15 protein-coding genes and 1 pseudogene are annotated in these 16,515 nt (G+C 62.7%); 11 read left to right on the plus strand and 5 right to left on the minus strand.

What is annotated here, in order from left to right; all coding sequences use genetic code 11:
- Positions 1 to 14 precede the first annotated feature (14 nt).
- Positions 15 to 1,217 (minus strand): pyridoxal phosphate-dependent aminotransferase, encoded by a 1,203-nt coding sequence (locus tag JN280_RS17165; protein WP_202313780.1) that lies wholly within the window; start codon positions 1,215 to 1,217, stop codon positions 15 to 17.
- A gap of 541 nt (positions 1,218 to 1,758) precedes the next feature.
- Here JN280_RS17165 and JN280_RS17175 point away from each other — a divergent pair.
- From JN280_RS17175 to JN280_RS39465, 3 genes and pseudogenes are all read left to right on the plus strand, one after another.
- A complete protein-coding gene (locus JN280_RS17175) occupies positions 1,759 to 2,682 on the plus strand; it encodes a helix-turn-helix transcriptional regulator (protein WP_202313784.1) in 924 nt (307 codons plus the stop codon).
- Positions 2,683 to 2,895: 213 nt separating this feature from the next.
- Positions 2,896 to 3,240, plus strand: coding sequence for a hypothetical protein (locus tag JN280_RS17180; RefSeq protein ID WP_202313785.1), 345 nt, complete (start codon positions 2,896 to 2,898; stop codon positions 3,238 to 3,240).
- Between the two features lie 469 nt (positions 3,241 to 3,709).
- Positions 3,710 to 4,321: pseudogene (locus JN280_RS39465) on the plus strand (calcium-binding protein); the annotation flags it as partial.
- A 97-nt stretch (positions 4,322 to 4,418) separates the two neighbouring features.
- On the opposite strand, the gene JN280_RS39470 reads toward JN280_RS39465, so the two are convergent.
- Positions 4,419 to 5,621 carry an IS256 family transposase gene (locus tag JN280_RS39470; RefSeq protein WP_244743365.1) on the minus strand — a complete coding sequence of 401 codons (1,203 nt, stop codon included), beginning with the start codon at positions 5,619 to 5,621 and terminating at the stop codon, positions 4,419 to 4,421.
- Between the two features lie 76 nt (positions 5,622 to 5,697).
- Here JN280_RS39470 and JN280_RS17190 point away from each other — a divergent pair, with 76 nt between their 5' ends.
- The 3 genes from JN280_RS17190 (at position 5,698) to JN280_RS17200 (ending at position 8,704) form a co-directional block, all read left to right on the plus strand.
- On the plus strand, positions 5,698 to 6,528 hold the full coding sequence (locus JN280_RS17190; protein WP_202313787.1) for a calcium-binding protein: 831 nt from the start codon (positions 5,698 to 5,700) through the stop codon (positions 6,526 to 6,528).
- A gap of 607 nt (positions 6,529 to 7,135) precedes the next feature.
- On the plus strand, positions 7,136 to 8,017 hold the full coding sequence (locus JN280_RS17195) for an EAL domain-containing protein (protein WP_202313788.1): 882 nt from the start codon (positions 7,136 to 7,138) through the stop codon (positions 8,015 to 8,017).
- 75 nt (positions 8,018 to 8,092) lie between these two features.
- Positions 8,093 to 8,704: a glutathione S-transferase family protein gene (locus JN280_RS17200; RefSeq protein ID WP_202313789.1), complete on the plus strand. Its 612-nt coding sequence runs from the start codon at positions 8,093 to 8,095 to the stop codon at positions 8,702 to 8,704.
- Positions 8,705 to 9,079: 375 nt separating this feature from the next.
- On the opposite strand, the gene JN280_RS17205 is transcribed toward JN280_RS17200, so the two are convergent.
- Positions 9,080 to 9,292: a cold-shock protein gene (locus JN280_RS17205; RefSeq protein WP_202313790.1), complete on the minus strand. Its 213-nt coding sequence runs from the start codon at positions 9,290 to 9,292 to the stop codon at positions 9,080 to 9,082.
- Positions 9,293 to 9,725: 433 nt separating this feature from the next.
- Here JN280_RS17205 and JN280_RS17210 point away from each other — a divergent pair, with 433 nt between their 5' ends.
- The 3 genes from JN280_RS17210 to JN280_RS17220 all read left to right on the plus strand — a co-directional run bounded on the left by JN280_RS17210 (position 9,726) and on the right by JN280_RS17220 (position 11,538).
- Positions 9,726 to 10,046, plus strand: a complete 321-nt coding sequence (locus JN280_RS17210; protein ID WP_202313791.1) for a hypothetical protein — start codon at positions 9,726 to 9,728, stop codon at positions 10,044 to 10,046.
- Between the two features lie 155 nt (positions 10,047 to 10,201).
- Complete coding sequence (locus JN280_RS17215; RefSeq protein WP_202313792.1) at positions 10,202 to 10,498, plus strand: hypothetical protein; 297 nt, start codon at positions 10,202 to 10,204, stop codon at positions 10,496 to 10,498.
- A gap of 278 nt (positions 10,499 to 10,776) precedes the next feature.
- Positions 10,777 to 11,538 carry a lytic transglycosylase domain-containing protein gene (locus JN280_RS17220; protein ID WP_202313794.1) on the plus strand — a complete coding sequence of 254 codons (762 nt, stop codon included), beginning with the start codon at positions 10,777 to 10,779 and terminating at the stop codon, positions 11,536 to 11,538.
- 36 nt (positions 11,539 to 11,574) lie between these two features.
- Here JN280_RS17220 and JN280_RS17225 read toward each other — a convergent pair whose 3' ends face one another.
- Positions 11,575 to 11,931, minus strand: coding sequence for a hypothetical protein (locus tag JN280_RS17225; RefSeq protein ID WP_202313796.1), 357 nt, complete (start codon positions 11,929 to 11,931; stop codon positions 11,575 to 11,577).
- Between the two features lie 105 nt (positions 11,932 to 12,036).
- On the opposite strand from JN280_RS17225, the gene JN280_RS17230 reads away from it, so the two are divergent.
- Positions 12,037 to 12,444, plus strand: a complete 408-nt coding sequence (locus JN280_RS17230) for a lysozyme inhibitor LprI family protein (protein ID WP_202313798.1) — start codon at positions 12,037 to 12,039, stop codon at positions 12,442 to 12,444.
- A 20-nt stretch (positions 12,445 to 12,464) separates the two neighbouring features.
- Positions 12,465 to 12,857: a RidA family protein gene (locus JN280_RS17235; RefSeq protein ID WP_202313800.1), complete on the plus strand. Its 393-nt coding sequence runs from the start codon at positions 12,465 to 12,467 to the stop codon at positions 12,855 to 12,857.
- 53 nt (positions 12,858 to 12,910) lie between these two features.
- On the opposite strand, the gene carB is transcribed toward JN280_RS17235, so the two are convergent.
- A complete protein-coding gene (gene carB / locus JN280_RS17240; protein ID WP_202313802.1) occupies positions 12,911 to 16,390 on the minus strand; it encodes a carbamoyl-phosphate synthase large subunit in 3,480 nt (1,159 codons plus the stop codon).
- Positions 16,391 to 16,515 lie beyond the last annotated feature (125 nt).

The following is a 16,515-nucleotide window of genomic DNA, read 5'->3' on the forward strand; positions in this document are numbered from 1 at the left end:
GGCGTTGATGAACCTTACGACAGCGAAGCGGTGAAACGCTGGATGCGATTGCAGGCCTCTTCGAGCAGGGCTTCCGAGGTCGCGTAGGAGATGCGGAAGTTAGGCCCAAGGCCGAAGGCCGAGCCATGGACGACCGCCACGCCTTCGGCTTCGAGCAACTCGCCGACGAAAGTCTCGTCATTGGCGATGACTTTGCCAGCAGGCGTCTTCTTGCCGATCAGGCCGGCGCAGGACGGGTAGACGTAGAAGGCGCCTTCGGGCGAGGGGCAGGAAATGCCGCGCGCCTGGTTGAGCATCGACACGACGAGGTCGCGGCGACCCTGGAAGATCGCCTTGTTTTTCCTGACGAAGTCCTGGGGGCCGTTGAGCGCTTCCACCGAAGCCCACTGCGCGATGGTGCAGGCGCCCGACGTCTGCTGGCCCTGGATCATGTCCATCGCCTTGATCAGCGCGACCGGTCCGGCGGCATAGCCGATGCGCCAGCCGGTCATGGCATAGGCCTTGGACACGCCGTTCATGGTGAGCGTGCGCTCGTAGAGCGCCGGTTCGACCTCGGCGATCGTCTTGAAGACGAAGTCGCCATAGGTGAGGTGCTCATACATGTCGTCGGTCAGAATCCAGACATGCGGATGCTTCAACAGCACGTCGGCGATCGCCTTCAGCTCTTCGGCGGTGTAGGCCGCGCCCGATGGGTTCGAGGGCGAGTTCATCACAAGCCATTTGGTGCGCGGGGTGATCGCCTTCTCGAGCGCTTCGGGCTTCAGCTTGAAGCCGTTGTCGATCGTCGTCTCGGCGAAAACGGCGGTGCCGCCGCACAGCGCCACCATCTCGGGATAGCTCACCCAGTAGGGGGTCGGCACGACCACCTCGTCGCCGGGGTTGAGGGTCGCCATGAAGGCGTTGAACAGGATCTGCTTGCCGCCGGTGCCGACGATGGTCTGCTCCGGCCGGTAGTCGAGATTGTTCTCGCGCTTGAACTTCTGCGCGATGGCCTCGCGCAACGGCACGATGCCGGAAACCGGCGGGTACTTGGTCTCGCCCCGCTTGATGGCGGCGATCGCGGCTTCCTTCACATTGTCGGGCGTGTCGAAATCGGGCTCGCCGGCGCCGAGGCTGATGACGTCGCGGCCTTTCGCTTTCATCTCGCGCGCCTTCTGGGTGACCGCGATCGTCGCGGAAGGCTTAACGCGGGAAAGGGCATCGGCAAGGAAGGCCATGGCAGTCTGTCTCCAATAGGCATAGCCGCTGATCGGCGGGCATCTACCGCATCGGCCCGAGATCAATTCGATGCTCGGAAAGCGCGATGCGTCGACGTGAGAGCGTCCTTTGTGCATCCAGGAGGACGCAACCGCGCTCTATTGTCCGATAGGCCGGCAAACCGCAAGGGCGGATCCATGAATTCGCGCGATGGCTTCATCACGCCGCCGTTTGCAGTCCGTTCGACCCCCATGAATGCATGATGCGCGCTGCTGGCGAAAACGCCCGGACCGGGGGACAGCGGGCATTGATTTGCGTGGCTTGCTTCCTATGCCTTTTTGGCATTGAATTTGTTGCGCTATTCACGCCGGATTTTTGCCAATCATGTCTTTTGCATCTCCTGCCGCTTTGATCGACAGCATTTACGAAGCCGCCTTCCTGCCGAATATCTGGGACTCGGTGCTGCATGACATGGCGCGGTCGATCGGCGCCGAAGGCACCGTCTTGTTCAATTCGCGCGCGGCTTCGACGCGGTGGCGGGCGTCCCAGGGCATAATGGACATGATCGAGCGCATCCTCGCCGAGGATTGGACCAGCCGGAACCCACGCGCCGAGCGGCTGCTGTCCGCGCAGCATCATGGCTTCCTGAACGAGGCCGACCAGTTCACCGAGGAGGAATACAACCGGTTTCCCATCTATACGGACCTCATGCAGCCATGCGGCTACGGCTTCGGGGCAGCAACCGCCATTCACGTTCCGAGTGGCGACAATCTTGTCTTCTCCGTCGAAAAGAAACGCGACAGCGGGCCCGTCAGTCGGCAAGGAATCGAATTCCTCGACCTGCTGCGTCCTCACCTCGCCCGAGCCGCACTGTTGTCGAGCCGGCTGGAGTTCGAGCGCATCAACGCAGCCGTAGAAGCCCTGCAGATGACCGGCCTGCCATCTGCCGTGCTGACGAACGACGGCAAGGTGATTGCAAGCAATGCGCTTCTCGAGGGGCTTGCACCACAGGTTTCCGTGGCGGCCTTCGATCATTTGCGCTTTGCATACGCGCCGGCCAACGCATTCCTGACCAATGCGCTCGCGCAATTGCGCCTTTCTCCGATTTCAACGGCAACTGCCAGCCGTTCATTTCCCCTCCCGCAAAGGGAGGGCGCACCCGCGGCTGTGGTGCATCTCGTGCCCGTCAAAGGGGATGCACGCGATATCTTCGTACGAGCAGCCTCTTTCCTGATCATCACACCGGTCGACCGAAAGCAGGTGCCGTCTGCCGAAACGATCCAAGGTCTTTTCGACCTTTCCCCGGCGGAGGCGCGGGTGGCCCGCTCGCTCGCGGCCGGCAGCGACGTCGCCGGCACCGCGCTTCACTTGTCATTGAGCCCCGAGACTGTCCGCAGCCACGTGAAGGCGATATTGGCAAAGTCGGGGATGAACCGGCAAACCGACTTCGTCGCAGCCATTGCGACAATTCCTCCGATTGGTTGATCCATCGGATGAAGGCGAGGTCTTGAGGCCTGGCGCAGAAGCCGTCGGACTCATTCGTGCTCGTCTCCCATCCTGAATGGCGATCAAGCGGCGTCCAATTCGCTCCCGGTCACCCAAATTGGTGAAGACGTTCTCGCGCGCAGAACTATCCGTCGAGTTGGAGGTGGCCCGATGGCGCCTCCTGTTCGAACTCAGCTCCGGGGGAATACCAGAATGCCCAATCGCCGCGATATGTTGGCCGCCTGCATGGTGGTTCTTGCGTCCGCTTCCTTTGCATCACAAGCTTTCGCCACAGGCTTTTCGTGGGACGGAACCTGGAGTGGCAAGGCCGCCAATGGTCGGACGACCGTGATCAAGATTTCAAACGGCAAAGTGGTAAGCTGGACATCCAACGGCTCCGCGGCAAACATCAAATCATCGTCGGTGACTTCAACCAAAGTGATGATCCAGCACGCCGAGGGTGCGCGTGTTACGCTGCGCCCACGCGACGACGGGACTGTCTCCTACAAATGGCAAGGTAACAACGCCAGCTCTACTGCGATCCTCAAGCGTCGCTAGCAAGAATGTGAATTCGTATTGTGTGCTATTGAAAGTCAATTTTTCGGTAGCTCAATAACCTCTTGCGCGATTGAGTTGTGCATCGGAATCCTTATTGAATGAGTGTTTGTGGGGGATTTAAATGATACCGATCAATCCAAAAGGATCATCTTACACTATAAATTTGGCAAATTATGGTTATGTCGCCAATGATGTCATCTACATAGGCGTCTTCGGTGCGTTCGTTGCTGGTATTGGCTATCCAGATTCATCTCACAATTCGTCTCTACAATACGGGAGCTTTCTTTTCAGGATGGGTCGAGACGTCTATCATCGAATGACCCTCGATGCGGGCCTTAGCGTTACAATAAGACAAAATGACATTCCCTTGGAGGATAATTCAGATCCCGACGGCAATTATCGAGTGATGTTAAAACCCGGGATTTTCTCATACTTCGACAATATCGTAAATTTGGACAATCCGTCCGAAATGCAAAAGAAGGCGGCCGATGCTGGAGAAAACGTATACGATAGTGGGAATGGGAACGACGTAGTTCGACTGCCCGATTATTCAAGCTATTCGTTGGTGCGGTGGGTTTCACGAACCGCGTTCCATGCTGGAGATGGGAACGATAGAATCACAGGTGGAGATGGAAACGACATCATCCACGGCGACAACGGCAACGACATCATCAGCGGAGAGATCGGCTACGACCTGCTCTACGGCGGAGATGGAGCCGATCTGATCGTCGGCGGCTATGGCGCCGACCAGATGTCCGGCGGCTTGGGTGACGACCGGATCTATGTCGACAACGCCGCAGACAAGGTGTTCGAAGCCGCGGGACAGGGCAACGACACGGCCTACTGCTCGGTCAGCCATACGCTGGCGGCGGGGCAACATGTCGAGACCATCGCCACAACCAATTTGGGCGCCACCGGCGCGATCAACCTTGCCGGCAACGAGCTAGGCCAGAAAATCGTCGGCAACAACGGCCGCAACATTCTCAACGGCAATGGCGGCAACGATGTGCTCTACGGCTATGCCGGCGACGATACGCTGATCGGGGGCACAGGGATCGATCAGATGCATGGTGGGGTCGGCAGCGATGTCTTCCGTGTCGACCATGCCGCAGACAAAGTGTTCGAGACGGCGGGCCAAGGGGGACTGTCAGGAATTCTGTGCGCGAGGCCCGTTTTCGTCACCGACCGACGAACCGTTCGCCGAAGACAATGGCGAATTGGGTCTTGGCCTCGAACCACTCGCGCGGCGGTCGTTTCCATTCCTCGGCCGCGTGGTTCAGAACCAGATATAGCAGCTTCATGGCGGCGTCGTCATTGGGGAAATGGCCCCGGGTTCGGACGGCGCGCCGCAGCTTGGAGTTGAGCGCCTCGATGGCGTTTGTGGTGTAGATGATGCGGCGCACGCCCTCAGGGAAAGCAAAGAACGGAATGACCTGTTGCCAATTGCGCCGCCAGCCCTGGGCGATCGCCGGGTAGCGCTGGCCCCAGTGACCGGCCTCGAACGCCTCCAGGGCCTGCAGGCCGGCCTCGGCGTCCATGGCCCGGTAGATCGCCCTGAGCGCCGGCACGACCGCCTTGCGGTCCTTCCACGACACGAACTCCAGGGAATGGCGGATCAGGTGCACAATGCAGGTCTGCACCACGGTCTGGGGAAAGACGGCGTTGATCGCCTCGGGAAAGCCCTTCAGCCCGTCGACGACGGCGATCAGGACGTCGCCGACGCCGCGGTTCTTCAACTCGTTCATGACGCGCAGCCAGAACTTGGCGCCCTCGGTCTGTTCGATCCAGATGCCCATGACCTCCTTGGTGCCGTCGGGCAGGATGCCGAGCGCGATGTAGACCGCCTTGTTGCGCACGAAGCCCTCGTCGCGGATCTTGACCCGAATGGCATCGAAGAAGACGACGGGATAGACCGCGTCCAGCGGCCGGTTCTGCCATTCGGCGACCTCCTCCAGCACCGCGTCGGTGACCGCCGAGATCAGGTCCGGCGAGACCTCGATGCCGTAGAGCTCCTCCAGATGGCCGCGGATCTCGCGCACCGTCATGCCGCGCGCATACATCGAGATGATCTTGTCGTCGAAGTCGGGAAACCGCCGCTGGTACTTGGCGACCAGCTTCGGATCAAAGGTGCCGGCCCGGTCGCGCGGGATCGCCAGCGTCATCTGTGACGTCCCCGTCAGCACCGTCTTCTTCGAATGCCCGTTGCGGCGATTGGCGTTGCCGTCGGCACCTTCGTCCGCCAGGTGCTCGTCGAGCTCGGCGTTCAGAATGCGCTCCGAAAGCGCCTTCTTCAGGTCGTCGAGCAGACCGTCCTTGGCAAACAAATCCCTCGGATCACGACCGGCAAGCAGCTGATCCAGCAGTTCTTTCTCGATAGCCATGTGATGATTCTCTCCTTTCCATCATCATGGCCTCACGCACAAAATTTTCGACACTCCCGGCCAAGGTGCCGACACGGTGCTGGCGTCTGCCAGCTACACGCTCGCTGCCGGCCAGAGCATCGAGAGGCTCGCCACTTCCCTATTGACGGCTGTTGCGGCGATCCGGCTCACCGGGAACGAATTCGACCAGACGATCAGCGGCAACAACGGCGCCAATATTGTGTCGGGGAACGGCGGCACGGATGTGCTGTTCGGGCATGGCGGCAATGACACGCTCAATGGCGGCTCCGGCGACGACGTGCTCGATGGTGGCTCCGGCAACGACAGGCTGGATGGTGGAGACGGCAACGACACCTACGTGCTCGCCAACGGTGCCGATGTCGTGGTCGACATTGGCGGCACGCTCGACGCCATCACCTCGACCATTTCGCGCAGCCTCGCCAACTATGCCACGATCGAGAAGCTGACCTTGCTGGGAACCGCCAACATCAACGGCACCGGCAACGGCCTTGCCAACACCATCGTCGGCAATGCGGGCAACAACACGCTCAATGGCGGCCTCGGCAGGGACGTGCTGACCGGCGGGACCGGCAATGACAGCTTCCGCTTCGATACCGCGCTCTCGGCCGCCAATGTCGACCGCATCACCGACTTCTCGGTGCCGCGGGACACGATCGTGCTGGAGAACGCCGTCTTCAAGGGGTTGGCCGCCGGCACGCTCGCCGCAAGCGCTTTCGTGAAGAATACGACCGGGCTCGCTATGGATGCCAATGACCGCATCATCTTCGAGACCGACACCGGCAAACTGTTCTACGACAGCAACGGCAGTGCTTCGGGAGGCGCGATCAATTTCGCGACGCTTGCGCCGAACCTGACACTCACCAATGCCGATTTCCAGGTGATTTGAGGGCCGGGAAGCAAAGGGTCCGCACCCCTCTTCCGTTGCAGGCGCATCGCCCGTGGACGGCTGCCAATATGCCAGCCGACGGCGAAATTCCCCCTGTGCGCCGAACGGTATTTCATCTGAGTTGCCATGAATTGACAGCGTGTGTCGGGTGGCCTGTCGTCAAATGGGCTGCCCAAGTCGGTAGACGCTCCGAAGGAACGGGTAATGACGAACCCAGTTTCCCCTTCATAGACAGAGCGGCAGCATCGACGGAATTGGTAGTACTGCACTTTAGCGGTCTGTCGAGCACCGGATTCGAAAGCGGTGCCCATTTTTCTCTGATGCTACAGGCATCCATCCGTGCGGCCCGATCGCCGGAACGGGACTATGCGGTCGCGTGCTTCGGCAGCCGATCTCAGGGCCGCTCGCATAAAAAGCAGTTGTATCGCATTTGAAGTATCTACTTAACGGCGGGTCAAAATGACCTCTGTATTTCTGTCCGGGTAGCCTGACCTTGCCCGGAGTTGAAAGTAGTGTCGTACAGCAACGGGCCTGCCCATACCCGACAGAAGAAGACCGCCGGCGATGCACGTGTCATCCGGACGGTCGAGCGGAGGAGGGCCAGGCCATGAACGCCCAGGCCTCCCGCCCGGTCAGCGTCAACGATGCCATTGTCACGGACGAGATCGGCATCGAGTTCGGCGTGATGGGCGACTACCGCCTGAAATGCGCCTACCAGCCTATCTTCAGACGGGACGCCGCCCATCTTCGCCCGGTGGCCGTCGAGGGAACGCAGATCGCCTTCCTCGAAGGGGAGCGTGCCGAATGGCCGTCCTTCATGGCCGACGTCTCAAGGGCCGACCGATCCTTCGTCGACCGCCTGGGGCGCACGCTTTCGCTGCGCAACCATCGCAATATCGGCCTGCCGGAGATGGACCTTCTGTTCACCTCCGATCCGATCCCCGATGGCGACGTCGACCGGTGGCCGGGACCGATGGCCCTGCTTCCGGGCCGGCTCGAAGAGATCGATCTCGATCCGGCCCGCCTCATCTGCGAGATCAACGACGCCGTCTGGCTCGACCGGGAGGCGCTGCTCGATCTCGCCACGGGCCTGCGGCGGGCCGGCCTGCGCATTGCCGTCGGAGATTTCGGCTCGGGCCATGCCACACTCGAGCGCATCGGCCTCGTGAAACCCGATATCGTGACGATCGACGAGGCGTGGTTCCATCGCCTGTGCGAGGACGAAGGCACGGTGCGCCTCTTCGGGCCGATCGCCGCGACTTTCCGGCAACTGGGTTCACAGGTGCTCGTCAGCGGCATCGAAACGCCGGCGCAGTTGCGCATTGCGCTGGATGGCGGCGCGGATCTCTTGCAGGGACCGCTGCTTTCGACGCCGGCGCTCGCCGGGTCGACCTTCGACGAGACGCCGCTCCTGATCGAGAAGCTGCTGAGGACATCGGGCAAGGTGGTCCCGCTGTTCGGCAAGAACAACAAGCATAAGCGGCGTTGATAGATCTCGAAAAACTAATCGTTGGATCGCCGCGCCGCCGAAGGCGATAGTGCCTCGGCAACCGGAGGGACGGCCATGAAGACGATCTACGGCATGGTGGAGAGCGGCAACTGCTACAAGCCGCGTTTGCTGATGGCCAAACTCGGCCAGCCCTTCCGGCACGTGGCGGTGAGTTCGCGCGACGGCAGTACCAGGACCGCCGACTATCTCGCCAAGAATCCCAACGGCATGGTGCCGCTGCTCGAACTCGAAGACGGGAGGCTGCTGGCCGAATCGAACGCGATCCTGCTCTATCTCGCCGAGGGAAGCCGCCTGCTGCCGCAGGACCCTTATGACCGGGGGCTCGCCTATCAGTGGCTGTTCTTCGAACAGTACAGCCACGAGCCCTATATCGCAGTTCGCAAGGCGCTGATAACGTTTCCCGAGCGTGCCCGGGACGCGACGCCCGAACGCCTGGCGCTGACGCTGGAACGCGGCAACCGGGCCCTTGGCGTGATGGAAAAACACCTCGCCGAAAACAGCTTCTTCGCGGGCGATGCGATGAGCGTCGCCGATATCGCGCTTTATGCCTATACGCATGAGGCGGGGAAGGGCGGCTTCGATCTGTCGGCCTATCCTTCGGTCGGCGCCTGGCTCGATCGGGTGCGGGCGGACCCCGGCCATGTGACGATCGACTGGCTGCCCTGATCATCCGGAACCATCGGGCGGAAGGCGATATCGGTTCGGGGAACTGGAGAAGCGGCTGCGCCGGCATGCTTCGATCGCTTGTCGGTTCCCGGCCGCATCGCTCCTGGGAGACACAGGCCTGGCGCGGAGCTTCGTCGCGTGCCTTGCGTGCCCGATGAAACGCCCCGACAATCGAGATCCTGGGAATCAAAAAAGGCGGGACAATGCCCGCCTTCCGCTCGGTAGCCTGATCCCGGAACCGGAGCGACCCGGCCGCAGCAATCCGCTGTCTTGGCCCTGGTCTCTCGTCTGTTCCGGCGCGCTCGACGCGCGGCCGCCAGTACATCCGTGACTTGCCGCACGCTTCCGGCCCTCGCCGAAAGCGCGCCGCGAGGATCAGCCTGCCTTGCTGAGAGATCCAGCAGCGGACTTGCCGGTGCGGCGGTCCTGCTCGATCTCGAAATTGATCTTCTGGCCTTCGGCGAGGTCAGTCATGCCGGCGCGCTGCACGGCCGAGATATGGACGAAAACGTCCGGGCCGCCATTGTCGGGCTGAATGAAGCCGAAACCCTTGGTGCTGTTGAACCACTTGACCGTTCCGGTTGCCATCTTTGTCTTCCTGTCGTTTGCTACGTGGTAGTGGTCCGGCAAAATGCCTGACCGGGTGTATCGAGATTTTGGAGATTGACGTCAGCAAACGCGAGGAGATCGCGGTCCTATATCGATCGGCCGAAATATCAACACGCCCCATATAGTGGCGTCTGTCGCTCACGGCAAGCCCCCGTTGCCGGACAAAGATTGTTTCGGATTGTTTTCGACGGGGATGAGATTGTCCGCGAGATCGATCGAAATCGTACCGACGGGAAGATTCCGGAGCATCGGGTCGTTCTTCCGACGAAGTCGTCCATCCGCATGTCGGGCCTGGAGCGGGCCCGGTTCGAGAGAGGGTCGACGCGCGGATGGTGGCCCTGGCGCAACCATGACGATCGCTCGGCGCAGCCGTTTGTGCTAGTTTCCCGGTCCGTCGCCGTCGGAGAGTAAGATGAAGGCAACCGTTTCATTGGCGCTCGCGCTCTGCATGGCTTCCGTGCCGGCGCACGCCATCTCGCGTTACAACTCGCAGAGCATGACCTGCGCGCGAATCCAGGCTGTCGTGCGCAGCGAAGGTGCGGTGATCCTGCGCTACCGTTCCGCGCGCAATCCCAGCCTGCCGCTCTATGACCGCTACGTCGCCCATGACGGCTATTGCGATTTCAACGAATATGCGGCCGCAGCCTGGGTTCCCGCCAGTGACAGTCGTTCCTGCCCGGTGCTCTCTTGCAAGGACATCGACTATGACGACTTTTATCCATGGCGGCGTTGAACCGCCGACATAAGCACGTCCGGCTTGCATTCCCGGCCAATGATTGCTCACGCGGAGTTGAACGGCGAAGTCGATCGTGCGGGGACGAAAGCGGAAATGCGACGCGTTCTGTCATGTGAGGCAGGCTATGGCCGGGCAGAGAGATGGAGGTGGAGATGCGGGGGACGATCGTTCTGGCACTGGCATTGTCGACATTGTCGTTCGATGCGTGGGCGATCTCGCGCTACAACACGCTGACCATGAGCTGCGCGGAAGTCCGGGCGGTGTTGCGGCAGGATGGCGCGGCCATATTGCGCTACGGACGCGCCGGCGGACCGCCGCTTTATGACCGCTATGTCTACCATGGCGGCTATTGCGAAGGGACCGAAGTCCCCAAGGCGGCCTTTGTTCCGACCAGCGACACCAGGGCCTGCCAGATACTGAAATGCTATGAGATGAGCCATATCAGGTGAGCGGTCGGATCGTCGTCTGAAGCAGCGATCCAATCCGGGGTCGGATGCGGTAACATCCTGCGGTCGCGAAAGAGCGTCGGGCCCGATTGCCGAAACGGGCAGCGTCGGTTAAAGCACAGCTAAAGCGCGTCGCGATCTTTCAAATTCGCTTTACGCGCTTTAGCTGTTTGTTCTTGCGCATGTCTTTGTCCCGAAACCGGTTCCCACTTTCGGGAGACATGCTTCAACGGACGGGCTCAACCGGGGATAGACGCCTCTTGCAATCGATGCAGCGAAAGATGCCGGGACTGCTTTTGGCGGGGCTCCTGCTGGGGCCGGCGCTGGTCTCGGGCTGCACCACGTCGAGCAACATCGACACCGCTTCGACCTTCAATCTGGCTTTGCCCGAGACGGTCGAGGTGATCCCGTCTCTGTCCGACGGAAGCGCCCTTACGGCACTGGCGGCGGCGACCGGCGAGACGTCGGCGTTGGCCGAACCGGCCGTGGCGACGGCATCCTATGCGGGCTCCACACCCTCGGCCAGCGCACTCGCTGCGGCTAGCCCGATTGCCCCCGCTCCGGCTGTGGCGGCGGCGCCTGCTGCAGCGGCGGCTGCCTCGGCCCCAGCGCCCGTCGTCACCGCCTCGTTGGTGGAGACTGTGACGGAAGACGGGCCCGGTCCAGGACGCGGCGAGGTCGACCAACTGATCCTGCAATATGCCGCGCTCTACGAGGTGCCGGTGGAACTCGTCCGCCGCGTCGTGAAGCGCGAAAGCAATTTCTTCCCCGGAGCCCACAACAACGGCCATTGGGGGCTGATGCAGATCAAGCACGCCACGGCCCGCGGCATGGGCTATCAGGGCACGGCGCGCGGCCTGCTCGATGCCGAGACCAATCTCAAATATGCGGTCAAATATCTGCGCGGCGCGTTCCTCGTGGCAGACGGCAACCACGACCTCGCGGTGCGCTATTATGCCCGCGGCTACTATTACGACGCCAAACGGAAGGGACTGCTCGACGAAACCGGCCTCGGCACCGACCGCCGCCGGCGCAGGATCTGAGCCTGCGACCGATCAGTTCCAGCGAGCATCGACCGGTCAGACATCAGGCGCGTTGCCGATCCTTTTCTTCAATTCCACCGCCCATGCGCGGCCTTCGTCTCCGCCCCACATCAGCCAGGCGACATAGCCGGCCGAGGGATTGTCCTCATTGCCGAAGTTCTTCGCGCGCTTGTCGACCTCGTGACGGGCGAAGAAGCTGACCATCCGCCGGATCGTCGATGGCGAGAGCTTCGCGCGGCGCTTCAGTTCCTCGGCCCGCGCCACGCCGATTCCGGTCCCACCGCGCCTGAACCGTGCACGCAGTTCCAGCCCTCTGGCGGCGTTGTCCGCGACCACTTGCGGGCATCGCAGGTCGATCTCCTCGTCATGGCCTGATGTGACGTCTTCGCTCATGGTCTCCAGTCCGGGGCTTACTGTTCGCTACCGGCTTGCCGCTCCACAACCTGAAACATTATGCTCGTTCCCCGAGCGACTCCAGTCGCGAAACGGGAGAAGACGATGCGGCTTTCCCTCGCCTCGATAGTGGTGGCCGCTCCGTTCCTGTCGGGAACGGCGCTGGCGCAGGAATGCAACGACAGTTCCAGCCAGATGGAGCTCAACCGGTGCGCGGCGAAGGTGTTCGAAGCCGCGGACCGCGAACTCAATGCGGATTTCAGGGATATCCAGAGACGGCTCGGCAAGGACGCCGACACAAAGAGGCTGCTCGTCGAGACCCAGCGCGCCTGGATCCTATTCCGAGACGCGGAATGCACCTTCCAGACATCGGGCGCGGCGCAAGGCAGCATCTTTCCCCTTGTCTTCGCCAACTGCAAGACGACGCTGACCAACGATCGCATCGAACAGCTGAGAGCCTATCTCGCCTGCGAGGAGGGCGACATGAGCTGCCCTGTGCCGGCGGCCGAATAGCGGCAAGGGAGGCAAACACCATGAAAAAGGAAATCGTCGAGGTGCCGGTGCTCTCGGCTGCCGTCCGTGCCATGGGGGTGCCGCTGTCGCTGGTGACGAAAGGGGCGGGGCTGGTGTTCGTGTCGGGAATTCCGCCGCTCGACATCACCACCGGCAAGCTGGTCCGGGGCGACATCGAAGCCCAGACAGAAGCATCGCTGATCGCACTGAAGCACTGCCTGGCCGCGGCCGGCACCTCGCCCGACAATGTGCTCATGGTTCGCATCTATGCCGCCAATGCCGGCTTCTATGGAGCCATCAACCGCGTCTATGCGAAGCACTTCCCGGAAAACCCGCCGGCACGGACCTTCGTCCCGGTGGCGTCATGGCCGATGGAGTTCGATCTGGAGATCGAGTGCATGGCGGTAACTTAAGCGGCTGTTCGTAACCAGCCGTGGCGGCGCCGTGCCTGGCGCCGTTCTGTCACCTACACATATTCCTGCAGCGGCCTGACCTCGAGGCTGCCCGCCTTGAGCGCGGCGATCGCTTCGGCCACGGCGGCAGCACCTGCCATCGTCGTGTAATAGGGCACCTTCTGCATCAGGGTCGCGCGGCGCAGCGATTTGGAATCCGACACCGCCTTCTGGCCGTCCGTCGTGTTGAAGACGATCTGGACCTGGCGGTTGCGGATCGCGTCCTCGATGTGTGGACGGCCCTCCAGCACCTTGTTGATCTTCTCCGCTTCGACGCCGTTCTCCTTGAGGAAACGCGCCGTCCCTGATGTCGCGAGGATCCTGAAGCCGAGACCTGCCAGACGCTTGACCGACGGCAGCACGCCCGCCTTGTCGGCGTCGCGCACCGAGACGAACAGCGTGCCGGAACGCGGCAGGTCGACGCCGGCGCCGAGCTGGCTCTTGGCGAAGGCGAGCGCGAAATCGCGGTCGAGGCCCATCACCTCGCCGGTCGACTTCATCTCCGGGCCGAGCAGGATGTCGACGCCGGGGAAGCGGGCGAAGGGGAACACGGCTTCCTTGACCGCGATATGGCCGGGCGCGCGCGGGTTCGGCTTGTCGCCGTAGTGGGCGAAGGCTTCGTCGAGGCTCTCGCCGGCCATGATGCGGGCCGCGATCTTGGCGATCGGGCGGCCGATGGTCTTGGCCACGAAGGGCACGGTGCGGCTGGCGCGCGGATTGACCTCGAGCACGAAGATCGTTCCGTCCTTGATCGCATATTGCACGTTCATGAGGCCGCCGACATGGAGCGCGCGGGCGAGCGCGGCCGTCTGCCGTTCGAGTTCGTCGACGAGGCCGTCGTCGAGCGAATAGACCGGCAGCGAGCAGGCGCTGTCGCCGGAATGGATGCCGGCCTCCTCGATATGTTCCATGATACCGGAGACATAGGTGTTCTTCCCGTCGCACAGGCAGTCGACGTCGACCTCGATGGCGCCCGACAGATAGGTGTCGAACAGAAGCGGGTTCTTGCCGAGCAGCGTGTTGATCTGGCCAGTCTTGTCGTTCGGGTATTTCTGCTTGATGTCCTCCGGCACGAGGCCCGGCACGGTGTCGAGCAGGTAGGACTGCAGCATGCTTTCGTCGTGGATGATCTGCATGGCGCGGCCGCCCAGCACATAGGAGGGGCGCACCACCAGCGGGAAGCCCAGCTCGGCGGCCACCAGCCGCGCCTGCTCGACGGAATAGGCGATGCCGTTCTTCGGCTGGGTGAGCGAAAGCTTCTGCAGCAGCTTCTGGAACCGGTCGCGGTCCTCGGCGAGGTCGATCGCGTCGGGTGAGGTGCCGAGGATCGGGATACCGGCCTTCTCCAGCGCGTCGGCGAGCTTCAGCGGGGTCTGGCCGCCGAACTGCACGATGACGCCGTGCAGCGTGCCGGCCGCCTGTTCCGCCCGCAGGATCTCCAGCACGTCCTCCGCCGTGAGCGGCTCGAAATAGAGCCTGTCGGAGGTGTCGTAGTCGGTGGAGACGGTCTCCGGATTGCAATTGACCATGATGGCTTCATAGTCCGCCTCGCGCAGCGCGAAGGCGGCATGGCAGCAGCAATAGTCGAACTCGATGCCCTGGCCGATACGGTTCGGTCCGCCGCCGAGGATGACGACCTTCTTGCGGTCCGAGACCTTGGCCTCGTCGGCCAGCCTGCCCGCGAAGGGCACCTCGTAGGTCGAGTACATATAGGCGGTCGGCGAGGCGAACTCGGCCGCGCAGGTGTCGATGCGCTTGTAGACGGGATGGACGTCGAGCCCGGCGCGGAGCTTCACGACGTCTTCGGCGTCCTTGCCGGTGAGCGAGGCGAGCCGCGCGTCGGAGAAGCCCATCGCCTTCAGCATCCTCAGATTGGCCGCATCCTCGGGCAGGCCGTGCTCGCGGATGCGGGCCTCCATGGCGATGATGCCGCCGATCTGCTCCAGGAACCAGGGGTCGATCCGGCACATCTGATGGACCTCTTCGAGCGAGGTGCCCATGCGGATCGCCTGCGCGACCATGCGCAGCCGGTCCGGCGTCGGCGTGCCGAGGGCCGCACGGATGGCGTTCTTGTCCTCGCCATGGCCGAGGCCGGGGATCTCGATCTCGTCGAGGCCGGTGAGGCCGGTCTCCAGGCCGCGCAGCGCCTTCTGCAGCGATTCCTGGAAGGTGCGGCCGATCGCCATGACCTCGCCGACCGACTTCATGGCGGTGGACAGCACCGGCTCGGCGCCGGGGAACTTCTCGAAGGCGAAGCGCGGGATCTTGGTGACGACATAGTCGATCGAGGGCTCGAAGGAGGCCGGAGTGGCGCCGCCGGTGATGTCGTTCTCCAGTTCGTCGAGCGTGTAGCCGACCGCCAGCTTGGCCGCGATCTTGGCGATGGGGAAGCCCGTCGCCTTGGAGGCCAGCGCGGAAGAGCGCGACACGCGCGGATTCATCTCGATGACGACGAGGCGGCCGTTGTCGGGGTTGACCGCGAACTGCACGTTCGAGCCGCCGGTCTCCACCCCGATCTCGCGCAGCACCGCGATCGAGGCGTTGCGCATGATCTGGTATTCCTTGTCCGTCAGGGTGAGGGCAGGGGCGACGGTGATGGAATCGCCCGTATGCACGCCCATCGGGTCGATGTTCTCGATCGAGCATATGATGATGCAGTTGTCCGCCTTGTCGCGGACGACCTCCATCTCATATTCCTTCCAGCCAAGCACGCTCTCCTCGATCAGCACCTCGGTCGTCGGCGAGGCGTCGAGCCCGCGCTCGACGATCTCGAAGAACTCGGAGCGGTTGAAGGCGATGCCGCCGCCGGTGCCGCCGAGCGTGAAGGAGGGGCGGATGATCGCCGGCAGTCCGACATGGTCGAGCGCCTGGGCGGCCACGGCCATGGCATGCGACATGTAGCGCTGCTTGCGGTCGCCTTCGCCGAGATTCCACTGGGTCTCCAGCGCGTCGAGCGCGGCGTCGAGATTTTCCGGCTTCTCCGCCTTCAGCGCGGCGCGCTCGGCCTCGTGCTTCTTGCGGTCGGCGTCCTTCACATCCGTGGCGTTGGCGAGCATGGAGCGCGGCGTCTCCAGGCCGATCTTGTGCATCGCCTCGCGGAACAGCGCCCGGTCCTCGGCCTTGTCGATGGCGTGTGCGTCGGCGCCGATCATCTCGACATTGTAGCGGTCGAGCACGCCCATGCGCCGGAGCGACAGCGCCGTGTTGAGCGCGGTCTGGCCGCCCATGGTCGGCAGCAGCGCGTCCGGACGTTCCTTGGCGATGATCTTGGCCACGACTTCTGGCGTGATCGGCTCGATATAGGTGGCGTCGGCCAGCTCCGGATCGGTCATGATCGTGGCGGGGTTGGAGTTGACCAGGATGACCCGGTAGCCCTCGGCCTTCAACGCCTTGCAGGCCTGCGTGCCGGAGTAATCGAATTCGCAGGCCTGGCCGATCACGATCGGACCGGCCCCGATGATCAGGATCGACTTGATATCGGTGCGTTTCGGCATGTCTGCGCTCGTCCGTTCGGGCCTCGCGCGAAAACCCGGGACGGGCTTGCCCGGCCGGTGCGCAAGAGGGGATTCTGTCTTCTGGCTAGGCGCGCCTTATAGGGGAAGCCGAAGGGCGATGTAAC

The sequence above is a fragment of the Mesorhizobium sp. L-8-10 genome (genome assembly GCF_016756635.1).
In the GTDB taxonomy this organism is placed as follows: domain Bacteria; phylum Pseudomonadota; class Alphaproteobacteria; order Rhizobiales; family Rhizobiaceae.